We start from the raw sequence: 17052 nt of genomic DNA on the forward strand, positions 1-17052 counted from the left end.
GTTTCTGATGGCAAACAAATAAATTTAGAGCAAAGGCAACTTTCTATGGAAGATAAAGTTTAATAGACAGCCCATCAGTGTTTTGCAGATTTCAACCATTGCATTATGCCGATACATAAGTTTTGCCGCTTTCGATGACCTTCTTTCACACACCCGACGCGTCCCTTATTTATAACTCGGCTTCCGACATTCTTTGTCTTAGCTATAGCGCTACGCGTCTGTCGATTTCGTTCAGGACCACCTACCAGAAAGCATTGGAAAAAATGCTGAAGCACAATGTCGCTAAGTTGTTGCTGGACCTGAAGCGTAACGCTCCCCCCACCGACGAAACCGAGCATATTCTGCAACCACTGACGGAAATTCTGCTTCCCTACCCTGACCGCTCGTTGTTCATTGCAGCGGTGGTATCGGAGAAGCAGTATCAGTACCAAATCGGCAATATCCTAGCGTCCAGTTCTGCTACCTTGCCGCCCTCTAAAGTGGAGTTCAACTACTTCACCTCGCGCCGCGAGGCTACCCACTGGCTTAGCAGTAACTAAGTTTTCCACAGAGTTATCCACATTCGAAATGATAATAAAAGAGAAGGCCCTAACTAGTGTTAGGGCCTTCTCTTTTATTGTACCACGGTAAGTAGTTAGCCTATAGCTTCTCGAATATCCGAGAGAAACTTACGGCCTCACCAATATAGCTGCGCAGCACCGAGATAGGCATGCGGGTTTGCTCGCGCGAGTCGCGGTGACGGACGGTTACGGTGTTGTCTTCCAGGGTTTGGTGGTCGACAGCAATACAGAAAGGCGTACCGATGAGGTCCTGGCGGGTGTAGCGCTTACCGATGGCATCCTTCTCTTCCATCACAAGCCGGAAATCGTGGCGCAGGGCGTTGAAGATTTCCGTTGCTTTTTCAGGTAGCCCGTCTTTGCGTACCAGCGGGAAGATGGCCGCTTTGATAGGGGCTACCGCGGGGTGTAGCTTCAACAGCTTGCGGGTTTTGGTTTGCTGCTGCTCGCCCTCCCCTTCTGTCACTGTCTCTTCCACGAACGCCTGGCAAAGTGTAGCCAAGAACAGCCGGTCAGCCCCGACAGAAGTTTCTACCACGTAGGGCACATAGTTGCCGTAGGGCTTGCCGGTTTCGGGGTTGATGTCGTTGTCAAAGTATTGCTGCTTTTTGCGGCTGTACTGTTGGTGTTGACTTAAGTCGTGGTTAGTTCTGGAGTGAATACCTTCCATTTCCTTAAAGCCAAACGGAAACTCGTATTCTATATCAACCGCGGCCTTTGCATAGAAAGCTAGCTTGTCGTGGACATGAAAGCGCAACTTTTCGGCTGATAAGCCTATTGCTTCGTGCCAACGACGGCGCGTTTCCATCCACTTGTCGTACCACTCATCCTCGGTGCCAGGGCGCACAAAGAACTGCATTTCCATCTGTTCGAACTCCCGCATACGGAAGATGAACTGCCGAGCCACAATCTCGTTGCGGAAGGCCTTACCAATTTGCGCAATGCCAAACGGAATATTCATCCGCGCCGACTTTTGCACGTTCAGGAAGTTGACGAAAATACCTTGCGCTGTTTCGGGCCGCAGGTAGATCAGGCTGGAGTCGCCGGCTACGGCGCCTACCTGCGTGGAGAACATCAGGTTGAACTGGCGAACTTCGGTCCAGTTGCTGGTCTTGGAAACCGGACACGCTATTTTCTCGTCGATGATGAGCTGCCGAACACCCGCTAGGTCTTCGGCCGTAAGCAGGCGACCCATTTCGGCTAGCAGTGCATCGGCCCGCTCTTTCTCCCCATTCTTTTCGTACTCGGCGGCTTTCTCCTCCAGCAGCACGTCGGCGCGGTAGCGCTTCTTGCTGTCGAGGTTGTCGATCATGGGGTCCGAGAAGCCGTCGACGTGACCGGACGCTTTCCAGGTAAGCGGGTGCATAAAGATGGCCGCGTCGATGCCCACCACGTTTTGGTTGAGCTGCGTCATGGCCCGCCACCACAGTTGCTTGAGGTTGTTTTTCAGCTCCACGCCGTTCGGGCCGTAATCGTACACGGCGGCAAGCCCGTCGTAGATTTCACTGGACGGAAATACGAAGCCGTATTCTTTCGCGTGCGACACAATGTCGGCCAAGGTATTTTCCGCGGTTTCGGCGGCTTTCTGCGGGGCGTTGCTCATAAACGAAAAGAGTATAGAATCGGGAGTGGAATTCAGAGAAAGGAAAAGCCTGTGGAAAACAAAGAAGCCATCCGCGAAAAGACCAAGTGCTGAATGCCGGCTCTTTCCCTTTTGTCTTACCTTCTTAGTTTCGCTACGCGCTTCTCTTCTTGAATGACGACAAAAGTAGTATAAGCTTGGTAGGCTGCGAAGCTTACATTGGATGAAAGCCAAGTATTGTGCAGCAAAGCACCTTTATCAACCTGCTACTTGACACCCCTGAGCTTGCCTCAACTCCAAGGGCTTGCCTGCGTTTAGCGACTGTCCTACGACGATTTTTATTGCACCCGTAACAATTTCATAATCTTGTGCCGCCTTTGGGCAATCCTACCTTTGATTGTTGAAATCTGAATTTCCACCAAATTTCCTTTTATGCTTGGCTTAGAGCCTCATGTGCTGATTCTGCTTATTGTCTGTTTGCTAGCAGCCTGCGCATTTGAATTTGTCAATGGTTTCCACGACACGGCCAACGCCGTGGCTACGGTTATCTACACCAATGCCCTCCGGCCGTGGGTGGCCGTCGTCTGGTCGGCTTTCTGGAACTTCATTGGCGTACTGACGGGCGGCATTGGCGTGGCCATGGGTATTGTGTACCTGCTGCCCGTCGAGAGTTTGGTCGACCAGAACGTGTACCACGGCATTGCCATGGTGGGCGCTCTGATTCTGGCGGCCATCATCTGGAACGTAGGTACCTGGTACTACGGTCTCCCCTCGTCGTCGTCCCACGCCCTGATTGGCAGTATTCTCGGCGTAGGTATTGCTTTTACGTTGCTGCCAGGTACCCGGAGCGCAGCCGTGAACTGGAGCAAAGCCGGTGAAACTGGCTTAGCCTTGCTCATTGGCCCGCTGTTTGGCTTCTCGCTCACCATCATCCTGATGTTCTTGTTGAAGCGCTTCGTGGCCAACAAAACCATCTTTAAAGAGCCACACAAGCGCAAGCCGCCACCGCTCTGGATTCGCCTGATTCTGGTTACTACCTGTACGCTGGTGAGCTACTTCCACGGCTCCAACGACGGCCAGAAAGGCGTGGGACTGGTCATGCTGATTCTGATTGGCATTGTACCTACCTTCTTTGCGCTCGACCACGGCAAGAACCCCCTCGACATGCGCGACTCGCTGGTAAAGGTGGAGCAGGTGATGCAAAAAGTGAATCCGGCGGACCTGAGTGCAGATGACCGCACGGCTGTAACCAACATTCGGATGCACACCAATTCGCTGGACTCCATTTTTGCGGGTAAGACGGAAGTAGCCCAGCTCCCCCAAAATGCCCGTTTCCAGATCCGCAAAGACATCCTGCTGCTCAGCAACCAAGCCAAGAAAATTCAAAGCAGCGAAAAAATAAGTTTAAGCGCCGCCGACCGTAGTTCGCTCGACAGTTCCCTGAAGAACATGCGCACCTTCACCGACTATGCTCCTACCTGGGTGCTGCTCATCGTGTCGGTTTCGTTAGGCTTAGGTACTATGATCGGCTGGCAGCGTATTGTAAAAACCATTGGTGAGCGTATTGGTAAAGAACACCTGACGTATGCACAAGGCGCCTCATCGGAGCTGATTGCCGCTAGTATGATCGGTATTTCTACGGCTTACGACTTGCCATCGTCTACTACGCACGTACTGTCGTCGGCTATTGCCGGCTCCATGGTAGCCAACCGTGGTATCAAGAACCTGAACCCCCAAATGGTGCGCAACATTGCACTAGCTTGGGTGCTTACCTTGCCCGTAACTATGGCCCTGTCCGGCGGGTTATTCCTGTTGTTCCGGGCTATTTTAGGGTAATCAGTTCTTAGTAAATCAGGAGGGCGCAAGTATTGGGCTCCCATACAAATGCAAAAAGCCGCTCTAGTGCAGAGCGGCTTTTTTTATTCACCTTATTCCCAAAGTGAGATGAATACGGTGGATAAGTACGCAGTTGGCGGATATAGGAGGACCTCAATACTTGATAAATCAAGCACTTATCCACTTATCCACAGGCAAAAACGCCTGTTTTGTGGATAAGTTGATACTAGGCGGGCCACTGCACGTCCAGGTCCTCCGAAATAAAGACTCCGAAATTCACGAACTGAAGCTCGTCCTCATCGAAGTAAAGGTCAATCATCTCCTTTTCGTAGGAAACGCGCATTTCGCCGGTATCCATCTTTTCCACCTCGCTGGCTTCGTAGCCATGCTGGCGCATCAGTTCCTGAATACGGTCGGGTGATTTACCGTGGATGGGCTCGCCGAAGAGCCGCATGCCGGGGTGGTCGGTTTCGATACAGCTGAGGCGGTAGTCGTCTTCCCGGTCGAAGTAAAGCGAGTAGCCTTCTTCCAGGTAGTTCCAGGCTTGGTGCTCGAACTCATCTTCTTCTTCTGATTCTTCTATTTCTTCGGGCTCACCCATCAGAGCGCGCACTTCATCCATGGAAGCCCCAAAGCGTAGAGGGCCCATTCCGGTACCAAGAATAATTTCGTTTTCTTCAGTACTAGAAGGTTGTTGAGTAGTGTTCATGGCGGTTGTGGTGGAAAGAGTGTGGAAGGAGTAAAGGTAGCCAAACGGGTATCACTTCCCGTAGCGGTTTTTAAAATCGGCCATCTGGCGTAGGTAGTCGGGGTGCTGCTTGGCTTGGTCCCACTTCAGCTTGAAAATGGCCGCTGCTTCCGCCTTTTCGGCGTCTTCAATTGACCGGGGCAACTCGGCGCGGCCATGAGCTCCACTTTGGCCTTTCTTGTCGTCCGGCACCGGACCGTCGTACTTCTTGCCTCCCTTATGGTTGGCATAGCGCCGGGACCTAGTGAAGCCCATTTGCAAGAACTTACGCGCCATATCGGCTCCTACAAAGTCTTCGGCTTTTAAGTAGGCCTCAAACAGCTTGTAAATCGTGTCGGCCGACTCCTGTGCCACTGCCGGGGTCCGGAAGCGCCAGTGGGGCAGAATCTCCCCTTTATAGGGCTGTACAAGCAGGACTCCCTGCTCGCCCTTGCCCACGCGGTAGAGTTCGGGGTGGGCCCGAAAATCCACTGTGCGAAAATCAAGGTCGTAATCGAAGGGCATAGAGACGAGGCAGCTGTCAACAGTATACGCACCGATCATGAATAAGATGAAGGCCCGCGGCCCAGCTTACTCCTTTAACTGCTTTCTGTGGTTTTGCGCCAACTGCTCGGTCCAGCTTAATCACACGTCAGGCGCCCTGCTTTTTTTTTTGAGGGCCAGCCGGGTTGTCCACACAGTTAATAACTTTTTAAAAGTCTTTTTTTAAATAAATCTTTTTTATCCCCGTCGTTAGGGCTGTGTATAAGTGGACAATGGAAAAGAGTAATCCACACTCCGGATAACTTGTGCATAGAGTCGGCTTTATACACCGTCTATCAACAGGGTGTGTGCATATCATCTTGCTTTTTATCAGATACTTAACCGAGTTTTTAACAATCCACAGGGCTTATCCACTAATCCACAATTCACAATTATTTGGGGTGTGGAAAGCGCTTTCTAAGTGGCAAACTTATCCACGCTTGTCCACAACGGAGCGGTGGGAAAACGGAGCTGTTAGAGACCTGAGATGCGCAAAAAAACTTATCCCATTTTTCTGCACGCATTATCCCCACATTTCCCCCGTGTTATCCACAGATTACCGGTGGTGCGCATCACAGAGTGGATAAACCTGTGGATTTGCTGTGGATAAGCACCTAAAACCGCACCTAGTAACTGGAAACCGCTTTCCCTTCTGTGGAAACTATTGGATTTGGTGTTGGAAAAGCGGTTTTCAGGCAGATTTATCAACTGTCACGAAAGAAGGGCTAAACTGGAAAAGCTAGTAAAACGTCGTTTCCAGCCAGTAGAGGCATTTTTAAGTTACTTCAGGTGACTTGTGCACACTTAAAGCAGGCCTAGGTTGAGCCTTACGCTCCATTGTTAGCTGACGTACTAAACCAGGTAAAAACGCCAAGCTCATCTTCGAAGCCGCGCTAGAGCGACTACAAAGATGAGCTTGGTGTTTATTGAGTTGAATTAGCTTAGAAAGCTAGGCTGATAGCTTCTAATTCAAAGCCAGCGCGTACTTGTTCTGTTTTGGGTCGCAGATAGACAGGCTCGGCCGGTAGTAGCAGCTTGGGGTCTCCTCCGCGCCAGCGACCGTCGGCATCGGCATCAATCAAAACCCGGAAGGTGTAGACAGCTGGAGTTAGCCGGTCGAAGAGGAAAGTGCCTTTCGGTGAATCCAACGAAGCTACCACTTTGCCTTGCGAATCAAGAAGCTGCACTTCGTAGCGCTTGTACTTGGTTTCGATGGTGCCTGCGAGGCTGCCGTACGTTGCCTGGTCGGTGACGCGGAGGCGCAGCGGCTTGGCGCCGAGGCGCTGGCCGCTGATGGTGGTCAGGTTGACGGTATCCAGCCGCAGCGTAATCGTGTTCTTGGCTTTGGTGTCGAGTAGCACCGTCAGTTTGGTGCGGTCAGGACTAAGGATGCCATTGGCTGGCAGCGTCAGGGGGCGGCGGGCGGCCGCAGAATCTTCCTGCAACACCGCAAATGGCTTGCCGGCTGCCACTCGGAGGGGCTCTGTAAAGGCGAATTGCACCTGCCCCTGCCGGTACACTTCCCGCGGCGAACCTTCTACCGTGTACACCGGGCCGCGCTTGGTAGGCGCTGTACCCGGGAACCTCACGTTCAGCGTATCGCGCGAGACGTTGCCGGCGCTGTCGGTGGCAGCAATCAAATAACGACCTTCCGCCAGCGCTGGGCTCCGATACAGGATTACGCTGCGTCCTTGCTCGGCGACTTGAACAGCTTCGTTGAGTTGAGGCGTAGGCGCAGCGCCTACTGGTGCAATCACAGCCGAGCGAAGTCCTTCCCCATAACTTACTTGGAACTGTGAGTATGAGCCTTGCTGGCTGCCCCTGACCGGCCGGCGCGCATCGGGCCGAACCAGCAGCAACTCCACCGAATCGGGCTTAGGGCCAATGGTGATGAAATCGGGTAGGTAGCCAATCTTCTCCCCTTCGTCGAGGCGGGTATTCTGGTTTTTGTCGGCAAGGCCGTAGATGCGGTAGCGACCAGCTTTCAGGTTGCGCAAGCTGAACGCGCCACTCTTATCGGCGCGCGCTAAGTAGTACGGCCGGCCCCGGCGCACGCCCGCCGTATCGGATTCCGGGTACATCAGTACCGACGCTGCGTCGGCCGGCTTGTTGGTCAGCAAATCTCGCACCGTGCCCTGCACCGCACCGGAGTCGAGTACGGCGCCCGTGCTAAAGCTCACCTGCACGTTGGAAGCTAAGTTGCTTTCCGTGATGTCGACTACGGCATTGCCGAAGTTAAAGGAATAGGTGGTGTTCGGGTCAAGGGGTTTATCGAAGAGCAAGGAAATCGAGTTCCGGTCTTCGCGCAGCTTGTAGGGGTTATCTTCCGGCAGCGCCGGCGAGATAATGAGGTTCTTGCTAAGGTCCTTGAGTTGCACCGACTCCGAAAACACCATCCGCACCACCTGGCCTTTGTAGTTGCGGGCACCATCGGTGGGCGTTGTGCTCACTAGCTTGGGCGGCACAACATCCTTTTCACCGCCCGTAGGCGAACTGATGGAAGCACAGCCAACCAAGCCGGCACCGGCAGCCAGCAGAAAAATAAGATTAGCGCGAACGGACATTATAAAGCAAGAGCGTGGAGATAGTCAGCGCGGCAATGGCCAACGCTGTCAATAAAGTGGTTTTGCGGGTCGTTTTACCTTCGTCGACCGACACAGTAGCGGTGTTGGGAGCCAAGAGCCAGCCGGCACACAGTGTCAAGCAACATACGCGTAGCAACGTGCGAAATTACCGGAAGCGTATGCGAAGTGGTTGCCCCAACCCTGGCCCACCTCGCTTCATGCGCGACATCCTCCGGAAGAGAAGTAGCAGTCGTCTGTTTTTTTGAACGCACCTCTTTCTCGGAGGGAACAGTGGTGGGGTGACAAGCACAAAGGCCCTTTTAAAAAGCAACTTCTCCCCTACCCTGCCGGCGCGTGTAGGAACGGCTAGCAGCATAGCCAGCACGGAACCCAACACGCAAACCACGGGCAGAAGCATTGCAATTAGCGTTTGGCGGCTACGTATATGAGGCTGGAGTATTGGCCCTCGTGTTGAGCAGCGTATTGGTTGGACTTGTACCCCGCCTTCAGCACCGATACCAGTCCGCCGCCACGTTCGGCGCGGTGCTTTTCGCTGAGCATGCTTACGTAGTAAGCATCCAGCGACAGTGGCAGCGTTTGGAGCACCGTGAGCTTGTGCTTTTTGAGTAGCTGCGTCATGGTTTTCTCGCTGAAATGGTAGAGGTGCCGCGGCACATCGTAGGCGGCCCAATCTTGGCGGTAGTGCTGCGCATCGAGGCTATCCACGTTGGGCACCGCAATCAGCAGCACGCCATCGGGCTTCAGCAAGCTGATGAGTTGTTGCAGGGTTTCGTTTAGCTCGTGTACGTGTTCGAGCACGTGCCAAAGCGTGATGGCATCGAAGCTTCCGCGCTCAAATGAAATCAGGCTTTCGGTACCAATAGGCTGCCCGGCGCGCTCGGAGGCTTCTTCCCGAGCGCGGGCGTTGGGCTCCCACCCCGCTATTTGCCAGCCGTTGCTTTTGGCGGCAGCCAGAAAGTGCCCGGTGCCACAGCCGTAATCAAACAGCCGACCCTTGCGCGGCGCCAGCTTGTTGAGCATGGCCACCTTGCGGCGCATCGTGAAAAACCGCGCGACTTTGTAAGCCTGGTTGATAACGCCGGCCGCCCCGCTGTTGTGCGACACGTAGTCGTCGGACTCGTAGTAACGGCCGATGTGGGCGGCATCGGGTCGGGGATTGGTGAACTGAAAGGTGCACGCTTCGCACTGCTGAATGGCGAAGCTTTCCTTGCTAACTGATTTGTCTTCCACTACCAGCTTGTTGCGAAACGCTGACTTTCCACAAACTGGGCACTTCTCTAACCGTTCGTAAACCACTTTTCGGGAATTGTGAATCGCAAATTCCAAATCCTGAACGGATAGTTGGTTTTCCACCTACCCGTTCAGGACTTGGAATCTGTAATCAATTATCGGCCAAGGTACACCATGAGCACCGAAATATCGGCGGGCGAAACGCCGCTGATGCGCGCTGCCTGGCCAATGGTTTCGGGCTGCACGCGCAACAGTTTCTCACGGGCTTCGTGCGAGAGAGCGGGCATGGCTTTGTAGTCGAGGCGTCCTTGGATCACAAAGTTTTCTAGCTCGGCAGCCCGGATGGCCTGTTGGTTTTCCTTCTCGATGTAGGTTTCGTACTTCACCAAAATCACAGCCTGCTCTAGCGCCTCAGGGCCGTAGGGAGCCAACGCCAGCGTCAGGCCCGGCAGCACGCCCGTCAGGGTCGATAGCTCGATGTTGGGGCGGCGCAGCAGGTTGATGGCGCGGGTTTTCTCGGTGATAGTGGCCGAACCTAGCTCCGCCAGCAACCCGTTGATTTCAGCTGGTTCGATGGCGAAGTTCTTTAAGGTCTCAATCACCTCACCGGTTTGGCGCTCTTTCTCGCGCACCAGTTCCATCCGTTCTTCCGAAGCCAGCCCAATGGCGTAGCCAAGCGGCGTTAGGCGCAGGTCGGCGTTGTCTTGGCGGAGCAGGATGCGATGCTCGGCGCGGCTCGTGAACATGCGGTAGGGCTCGTCGGTGCCTTTGTTCACGAGGTCGTCGATGAGCACACCAATGTAAGCTTCGCTCCGCTTCAGGATGAAGGGGTCTTTACCGTGCACGCGGTTGTGGGCGTTGATGCCGGCCATCAGACCTTGGCAAGCTGCTTCCTCGTAGCCCGTCGTGCCGTTGATCTGGCCGGCGAAGTAGAGGTTGCGTACGCGCTTGGTTTCCAGCGTGAGGTTGAGCTGCGTCGGGGGGAAAAAGTCGTACTCGATGGCGTAGCCGGGACGGAACATCTTGGCTTTCTCGAAGCCCGCAATTTTGCGCACGGCGCGGTATTGCACGTCCTCGGGCAAGCTGCTCGAAAAACCATTCACGTACACTTCCACCGTGCTCCAGCCTTCGGGCTCCACGAAAATCTGGTGGCGGTCCTTATCAGCGAAGCGGTTGATTTTGTCTTCTACCGATGGACAATAGCGCGGCCCCAAGCCCTTGATGCGGCCCTGGAACATCGGCGACTTTTCGAAGCCTTCGCGCAGGATTTCGTGCACCTCGGAGTTGGTGTAGGTGATATAGCACGGACGCTGTTTCACCAGCGGTGGTGTGGGCAAGTAGCTGAATTTGCTTGGTACTTCGTCGCCGGGCTGCTCCTCCATTTTCGAGTAGTCGAGGCTGCGGCCGTCTACGCGGGGCGGGGTGCCGGTTTTCATGCGGCCCGCCTCGAAGCCTAGTTCCTTGAGCTGCTCGGTGATGCCGGTGCTACCACGCTCGGCGGCACGGCCACCCCCGAAGTTTTTCTCGCCAATATGAATCAGGCCATTCAGGAAGGTACCGTTGGTGAGTACCACGGCTTTGCTACGAAACTCGATACCGAGCTGCGTTTTCACGCCCACTACCGTATCGTTTTCTACTAATAAGCCCATTACAGCTTCCTGCCAGAAGTCCACGTTCAGTGTTTGTTCCAGCGTGTTGCGCCACTCTTCGGCAAAGCGCATGCGGTCCGACTGCGCGCGCGGGCTCCACATAGCAGGGCCTTTCGAGCGGTTCAGCATCCGAAACTGAATCATCGTCTTGTCGGTGATGATGCCGCTTTGACCGCCGAGAGCATCCACCTCGCGCACAATCTGGCCCTTGGCCACGCCGCCCATAGCCGGGTTGCACGACATCTGCGCGATGGTGTTCATGTTCATCGTTACGAGCAGGACTTTGGAGCCCAAATTGGCAGCTGCCGCCGCGGCTTCACAGCCGGCGTGGCCCGCTCCTACTACAATAACGTCGTATTCTTCTTGCTGAAACATGGTAGTAGCGCCAAGTTTTAACTTGGCGAGGCATAAGTGTGTTGGGGATAACACCAGTTGCTGCGTAGGTCGTTCAACGTCCGCCACGACTTCCCAAACCGAAGCTTGGGTTTACAATGCGAAACGCCCGCAACAAGGCGGGCGTTTCCCTGCAAATCATCGAAAGTTCGGACGCAACCCGCTCAGAACGTGCGCAAAGATAGGCACTCTGCTGCTCTTTTGTATGACCCGGACGGTTACTCTTCCATATCTTGGTCGAAGTACTCTTCCTGCCAATCAGCTAGCAAACCAGCTGATTGAGAGGCCACTGCTTCCCACGAAAATGGTAGCCATTGGCTGCTGCGGCAGTCGAACACCTCGGTAGCCGCCAGGCAGGGAAACAACTTGTAATCAAACTTCGGATAATTATAGACGAGGTAACCAGGATAGTAGTAAGTCTTTTGCTGGCGAATGGCGTGGTTAATTTTGAGCAGCATCAGGTACTTGCCCAAACTATGCCGGCGGTAGCTAGGGTCATAGAAGTTCATGATGCCAGCCAGGCTGCGTGCTCCGTTGTCGAAGATGCCGGCCGCAATCAGCTGCTCCCCGTCCCGGATTTCAATTACCTCGGTGTTGAAGATGTTGTGCGTTGCGCCGGCCAGCAGAAATTCCTCTACCGTGGCGGGCGCATCGAAGGTGATGGAACGGCGGTACACAGCGTAAAGAGCTTCTAGCTCATCGGTAAGCTGAAAGGGCCGGAACCGCACCGAAAACCGTTCGTTGAGGCGCAACAGGCGGCGCTGTTCTGGGCCATACTGCACATCGGCCAGCACCAAACGCAGCCAGTGCACCGTGTAAAAACCACCATCAATAGGCAGAAACTGGCAGGTAAACAGGTCCTGATGCATCCGGTAATACCCCTGGCTTAGATAAAAATCCAGCGCCTCGCCCCGGATAACGGGCATTTGAAAAGGAGTAGCGGACATAAGGCTAACTGCTTGTAATTAACAGGGTGCTGAGTTGATAGCACGCATCGCACTAAGTAGTAGAACTATAAAAACGTCATGCTGAGCGGAGCCGAAGCATCTCGCTAGGGTGGTATAATCAGTTAGCCTCACAACGTCAGCACGCGAGATGCTTCGGCTCCGCTCAGCATGACAATACCACTATAATGTCGGCATACTATCAGGACGGTAGATGCTTTGATTTCGCTCAGCAGAATGTTTTGATAGGCACTTTGCGTATTCTAAAGTATACAAAAAACGCCCGCGTTTAGGCGGGCGTTTTATCTTATTACAGCTTTGAGAAACCTCGCAAGATTTTTTAGAAGGTACGCAACGACAAGCAATAATCTTCTTTCGCGCGCATGGCCGTTTGGCTAATCAAGTCCTTATCAGCGTATCCTAACAGATGCAACACGCCGTGAATCATGACGCGGTGCAACTCGTCGATAAACGGAACGCCTAGCTGCTGCGCATTTTCACGCACCCGCTCCACCGAAATAAAAATGTCGCCTTCGATGATGTCGGCATCATCGGCATTGTCGAAGGTGATGACGTCGGTGTACGTGTCATGGTCGAGGTACTCCATGTTCACGCGGTGCAGGTATTCGTCGGAGCAGAAGATGTAGGTGAGCTGCACCAACTCGTATTCGTGCACATCTATCACCCGCTCAATCCACGAGCCTAACGCTTCCGCGTCGGCTAGCTCGAATGGCACGTCTTCCACCAGAAACTCGATGCCGTGCGACTCGTGCGAATCTTGAGGGAGGCCGCTGTTCATTTCGTGTTCGGTACCGGGCGGGTGCTGAATCATGCCTGATAATTGCTGGAAGTCGTGTCCTCTGCTGCGTTGGCTGCTTCCGAAGGGGTAGAAAGCATGAACGTGAGCTGCACGTTGCGGCCGTCTTTGGTGAACTCCACTTCGTCGGCGAGGTGGCGAATCAGGAAGATGCCACGGCCGCCGGGGTTTTCAAGATTTTCGGGGGCAGTGGGGTCTATCAGGTTGGTGTAGTCAAAACCTTGACCTTCGTCTTCCACCTCAAACTTCACCCGGTCGGTATCGACGTACAGCGACAGGTACACATTTTTGTCCTTGTCGAATTTGTTGCCGTGGCGGATGGCGTTGTTTACCGCTTCCGTCACTGCTACCATGATATTGCCATAAATATCGTCTTCGATATGAAAGGTGTCCTTCGAGTTATCGATGAAACTTTCCACGACACGAATGTTCTCGACAAGCGAGGGAATCTGAATTTTAACCTGCTTCATAGGAAATGGTAAGGAACGGCGGGGCGCAAACTTAGCAACGCTATTTCATTTTCTGGAAGTATTCGCTGACTTCCCGCTGATAATAAGGCGTGAGAGTGGTAGGTACGGTGCGGAGAAGCTCAGTTTGGCGGTCTTTCTGGCGTTTGTATTGCTCGAAGGCAGGAGGAAATACGGGTGGAAGCGTGCGGGCGGTTTGGGCCTCGCGCTTTTCATCCTGGTCCCGTTCCCGTGCCGATTTCTCGGCTTCGAGCAAGCGAGTCAGAATTTGACGCTGGCGCATGACCGTCTGCTCCGTTAGCCGTTTGTTTACGAGGTCGGTTTCGGTTTGTTCCATCATTTTTTTCAATTCGCCGGTACCGCCGCCTGCTTGCTCTCCTTTGCCGTCTTTCTGGCCGGGTTTGCCACCTTTTTGTTGTTTTTCCAACTCTTGCAACGCTTGGCGAAGCATCTGCTGCTGAGCGGCCAGCTTCGCTAAGTCTTCGCTGAGGGCGCGGCCTTGTTTGCCGCTCTGCTGCAACTGCTGAATCTGCTGGTTGAGCTGCTCCTGCATCTTGCCCATGCGGCCCGATTGTCCGTCGCCGGACTGCTTGCCTTTCTTTTTGCTCTTGCCGGGTTTGCCGTCGCCGGACTGCTGCTGGGCCATGCTCTCGCGCTGCTGTTGCTGCATCTGCTGCAACGCCGAGTTGAGCATAAGCGCCAAGTTGTTCATGCTGGTCATAGCCTGCTGCTGGCTGGCGGTGGCGCGGCTTACGTTGCGCTGCCGAATATGGTCCAGCGACTCGTTGATGCGGCCGTTCATCTCCCCTACTTCGCGCGTCACAAAGCTTTGGATGGGGAAGGCGCGCTTGGCCAAGGAGTAGAGCGAATCCTGCACCACGCGGGCGTCGTCCTTGAGCTTGCGTTGCTGCTGGCCGAGCTGCACAAAGCGCGGATCGGACTGGTCGACTTTGCGGAAATCCTTCATCAATGTTTCCTCATCGAAGCTGAGCTTGAGCAAGTTTTCGAGGATGTCGCGTAGGTCGTCGATGTTTTCCTGCTGCTGATCCTGCTCTTCCTCGCTCATCTGATTCTGCATCTTCTGCGCCATTTGCTTCATGCCCTTAGCGGCTTGCTGCTGGCTTTGGCTGGCTTTCTTGTTCTGGTTTTTCGAGAGCTGCTGCTCACTTTCTTCCATCTGCTCGTCGACCTGCTGCTGCTCCTGCTTCATCTCGTCGGCCTCGTTTTCGTTGCCGAGTTGGTCGTCCATTTTTTTCAGGTCTTGCAGGTCTTTCTTCAGCTCGTCGAACTGCTGCTGGTTTTGCTGCTGCTGCTGCTTCAGGTCTTCCTGCTTCTGTTGCTGTTGCTGCTTGCTCTCTTTGTTGTCGGCGTTTTCCTTGTCGTTTTTCTGCGTTTCCTCGGCCAGCTTCTCTTGCTCTTTGGCTAGTTCCTGCAGCTTATCCAAGGTTTCTTCCTGCTTCTGCTCGAACTGCAATTGCTTGAACATTTCGAGGGCCCGCTCCAGCTCTTTCTGCAAGGTGTTTTCCTTGTTCTCGAGCTGTTGCATCAGCTTCTGCATGTCGGGCTGCGTCATGTCCTGCTGTTTTTCCAGCAGCTTCTGCAGTTCCTCGTACAGCTTTTTGGTTTCGGAGTCGAGCAGGCTTTCCATCAGCTTTTGCAGCTCCTTGGCTTTCTCGGCCAGCTCCTGGCTCTTGGGGTCTAGCTCGTCCTGCTTCTGGGTCAGCTCGTCGAACATTTTTTTCATGTCCGCCATCTGCTGATCCATCTGCTGCTTCTGCTCCAGCATGTCTTGGAGCTGCTTGCGGTCCTGGAAATTTAGGTCGCGCTTGGTTTTGAGCTTGTCTTGGCTCTTGGCCAGTTCACGCTCCAGCTTCTTACTTTGCTCGGCCGATTTGCTGAGTTGGCTTTGCACCGATTCCGACTGCGAATTCAATTGCTCGCGCAACTCTTGGCGGCTCGGCAAGCGGAACTCCGCCGCCCGCGTCTTCGCCGACTTGGGGCCGTGCACGCCGTCGTTGTCCCACACTTGCACGAAGTATTCGAGCCGGTCGCCAGGCTGCATTTTCAGCGGGCGCAGGTCCCACTGGTAGGCATACGTCTGGGCTGTGTTGCCGGTGAGTGGCAGCGCCCGCGCTTGAAACGGCGCGTTAGGCCGACCCTTGCTCGTGATGCGGTAGTGCAGTTGCAAGCGCGAGAGGCCGTAGTCGTCGCGCACCGAACCGCCGAGCGCGAGGTAGCGCAGGGAAGTGGTATCGGAGAAACTTTCCAGCGTGATTTCCGGAATCTGGTCGGGAATAGCAGTGAGCTGGTATTCGATAGGGTCGCGGTTGAGACTGGCCGGGTTTTGCAGGCGCACCGCGTAGTTCTGGGTGCGCATCACCTTGCGCGAGGCCGTGAAGTCTTCGCCAGCTTCCTGGGCCGTTACGGTTTCGTCGGGGCTTTTGAAGAGCAGTTGCAGCTGGTCGGTGGCCTGGGTGGCGAACTGCCAGCGGACGGTGCTGCCCTCCGGCACCGTGAGGTTGCCGGTGTTGCGGATGGTTTCGGCGGGCTTACCAATGTAGGCCGGGTACGTCACTTGCACCGAGAAGTCGCGCAGGTTAGGGCGCTGGCGCAAAGTCAGGTCGTAGTCGTCGGACACAACGTTGGCAGCGCTTAGTTGGAACTGCACGTCGCGCTGAAGCTGCTGAAACTGGTAGGTGAAGTGGTTGCCTTGCTCTTTGGTGAGGCGCCGCTCGCGGCCGCCGTATACTATGCTGATTTCGTTGGGTAACACCTCCCCTTCCACGCGCACATCCAGCTTGAAGTCTTCGCCTTGGAAAGCGGTGAGGTTTTTATTTTCTACCACAAACGCAAACGGCGCCGGTGGCGCGTATTTCTGGCGGTAGTTCAGCAGCCGCTCGGTGCCCTGCACAAATAAGGCCGGATACACCAGCAACACCAGCATAATAGCAGCGGCCGGAATAGCCACATATTTCCAGAGCGGCTTGGTTTGCTTCTGAATATCAATACCTTCCTCGAACCGAAAACCAGCTAGTTGGCCCGCACGCTGCTCCAAGCTAGCTGCAATCAGGGCGTTGCCCTGGGCTTTGTCTTGCAGCTGTAGCGCGTTCAGCAGCTTGTCTTGGATATCGGGGAAAATCTCGCCTACGCGCAAAGCGGCTTGCTCGTCGGAGAGCAGGCGGCGCAGGTTGGTGAGGGCGGCCAGCGGCTGCCAAATCCAGCGCATAAAGGCATAGATAGCCAGTCCTAAAAAGCCGAACAACAAGCCGCCCCGTACCCATGTGGGCAGGTAGAGGAAGTATTCGAGCGTGTTCAGAACCAGAAACAAGCTGAGCAGCAAGGCCCCGGCTACCAGCGCACCGCGCACCAGTAGAGACAGGTAGAACTTGCGCTTAAAGGCTTCGAGGCGGGCCAGCACTTCCCGCAAAGCCGAAGAGGTAGAAGTTGATTCTTGCGACACAGGCATACTATAATCCAAAGGCCATTTACAGCCTGGGAAAGATACAGAATAAGCGCACGGGCTGCACGCCCTCGCCGATAGAACCGGGTTTGCCCCCGGCCGGTTCCGGCGAGCACACAACACGCTTCAGCTAGCGGAGTTCGAGCACTGAACCAAGCTAGCTGCTAAGTACTTATTAGTTATTCATACGAGTAAATTGAAATTATAAAGAACCTTTTCATTCACCCTACCCCCTTCTCACCGAAGTATAGGTTTTATTAGT

Annotated in this window: 13 protein-coding genes; 2 read left to right on the plus strand and 11 right to left on the minus strand. The window is 54.4% G+C overall.

The window, feature by feature from the left end; genetic code table 11:
* Positions 1-134 precede the first annotated feature (134 nt).
* The gene (locus P1X16_RS13655; protein WP_277229817.1) at positions 135-539 is read left to right on the plus strand and encodes a hypothetical protein; all 405 of its coding nucleotides are present in this window, start codon (positions 135-137) and stop codon (positions 537-539) included.
* Between the two features lie 100 nt (positions 540-639).
* Here the strand turns inward: P1X16_RS13655 and P1X16_RS13660 are convergent, their stop codons facing one another.
* Positions 640-2160 (minus strand): glycine--tRNA ligase, encoded by a 1521-nt coding sequence (locus P1X16_RS13660; protein ID WP_277229819.1) that lies wholly within the window; start codon positions 2158-2160, stop codon positions 640-642.
* A gap of 411 nt (positions 2161-2571) precedes the next feature.
* Here P1X16_RS13660 and P1X16_RS13665 point away from each other — a divergent pair, with 411 nt between their 5' ends.
* Positions 2572-3975, plus strand: a complete 1404-nt coding sequence (locus P1X16_RS13665; RefSeq protein ID WP_277229822.1) for an inorganic phosphate transporter — start codon at positions 2572-2574, stop codon at positions 3973-3975.
* 226 nt (positions 3976-4201) lie between these two features.
* On the opposite strand, the gene P1X16_RS13670 is transcribed toward P1X16_RS13665, so the two are convergent.
* From P1X16_RS13670 to P1X16_RS13715, 10 genes are all read right to left on the minus strand, one after another.
* Entirely contained in the window at positions 4202-4684 is a 483-nt protein-coding gene (locus P1X16_RS13670) for a hypothetical protein (RefSeq protein WP_277229823.1), read from the minus strand.
* 51 nt (positions 4685-4735) lie between these two features.
* Positions 4736-5227 carry a DUF4385 domain-containing protein gene (locus tag P1X16_RS13675; protein WP_277229826.1) on the minus strand — a complete coding sequence of 164 codons (492 nt, stop codon included), beginning with the start codon at positions 5225-5227 and terminating at the stop codon, positions 4736-4738.
* Positions 5228-6186: 959 nt separating this feature from the next.
* The gene (locus tag P1X16_RS13680) at positions 6187-7809 is read right to left on the minus strand and encodes an Ig-like domain-containing domain (RefSeq protein WP_277229829.1); all 1623 of its coding nucleotides are present in this window, start codon (positions 7807-7809) and stop codon (positions 6187-6189) included.
* Positions 7793-7924: a hypothetical protein gene (locus P1X16_RS13685; protein ID WP_277229832.1), complete on the minus strand. Its 132-nt coding sequence runs from the start codon at positions 7922-7924 to the stop codon at positions 7793-7795. Before P1X16_RS13685 ends, P1X16_RS13680 begins: the two co-directional genes overlap by 17 nt.
* A gap of 308 nt (positions 7925-8232) precedes the next feature.
* Complete coding sequence (locus tag P1X16_RS13690) at positions 8233-9126, minus strand: class I SAM-dependent methyltransferase (RefSeq protein WP_277229834.1); 894 nt, start codon at positions 9124-9126, stop codon at positions 8233-8235.
* 89 nt (positions 9127-9215) lie between these two features.
* Positions 9216-11084, minus strand: a complete 1869-nt coding sequence (gene mnmG / locus P1X16_RS13695) for a tRNA uridine-5-carboxymethylaminomethyl(34) synthesis enzyme MnmG (protein ID WP_277229837.1) — start codon at positions 11082-11084, stop codon at positions 9216-9218.
* A 236-nt stretch (positions 11085-11320) separates the two neighbouring features.
* Complete coding sequence (locus tag P1X16_RS13700) at positions 11321-12049, minus strand: GNAT family N-acetyltransferase (protein ID WP_277229840.1); 729 nt, start codon at positions 12047-12049, stop codon at positions 11321-11323.
* Between the two features lie 337 nt (positions 12050-12386).
* Positions 12387-12878 carry an rRNA maturation RNase YbeY gene (gene ybeY, locus P1X16_RS13705; RefSeq protein ID WP_277229843.1) on the minus strand — a complete coding sequence of 164 codons (492 nt, stop codon included), beginning with the start codon at positions 12876-12878 and terminating at the stop codon, positions 12387-12389.
* The gene (locus P1X16_RS13710; RefSeq protein ID WP_277229846.1) at positions 12875-13333 is read right to left on the minus strand and encodes an ATP-binding protein; all 459 of its coding nucleotides are present in this window, start codon (positions 13331-13333) and stop codon (positions 12875-12877) included. The genes ybeY and P1X16_RS13710 overlap by 4 nt, the downstream gene beginning before the upstream one ends.
* 40 nt (positions 13334-13373) lie before the next feature.
* On the minus strand, positions 13374-16796 hold the full coding sequence (locus P1X16_RS13715; protein ID WP_277229849.1) for a DUF4175 family protein: 3423 nt from the start codon (positions 16794-16796) through the stop codon (positions 13374-13376).
* Positions 16797-17052 lie beyond the last annotated feature (256 nt).

The organism is Hymenobacter sp. YC55 (genome assembly GCF_029433095.1).
Classification (GTDB): domain Bacteria; phylum Bacteroidota; class Bacteroidia; order Cytophagales; family Hymenobacteraceae; genus Hymenobacter.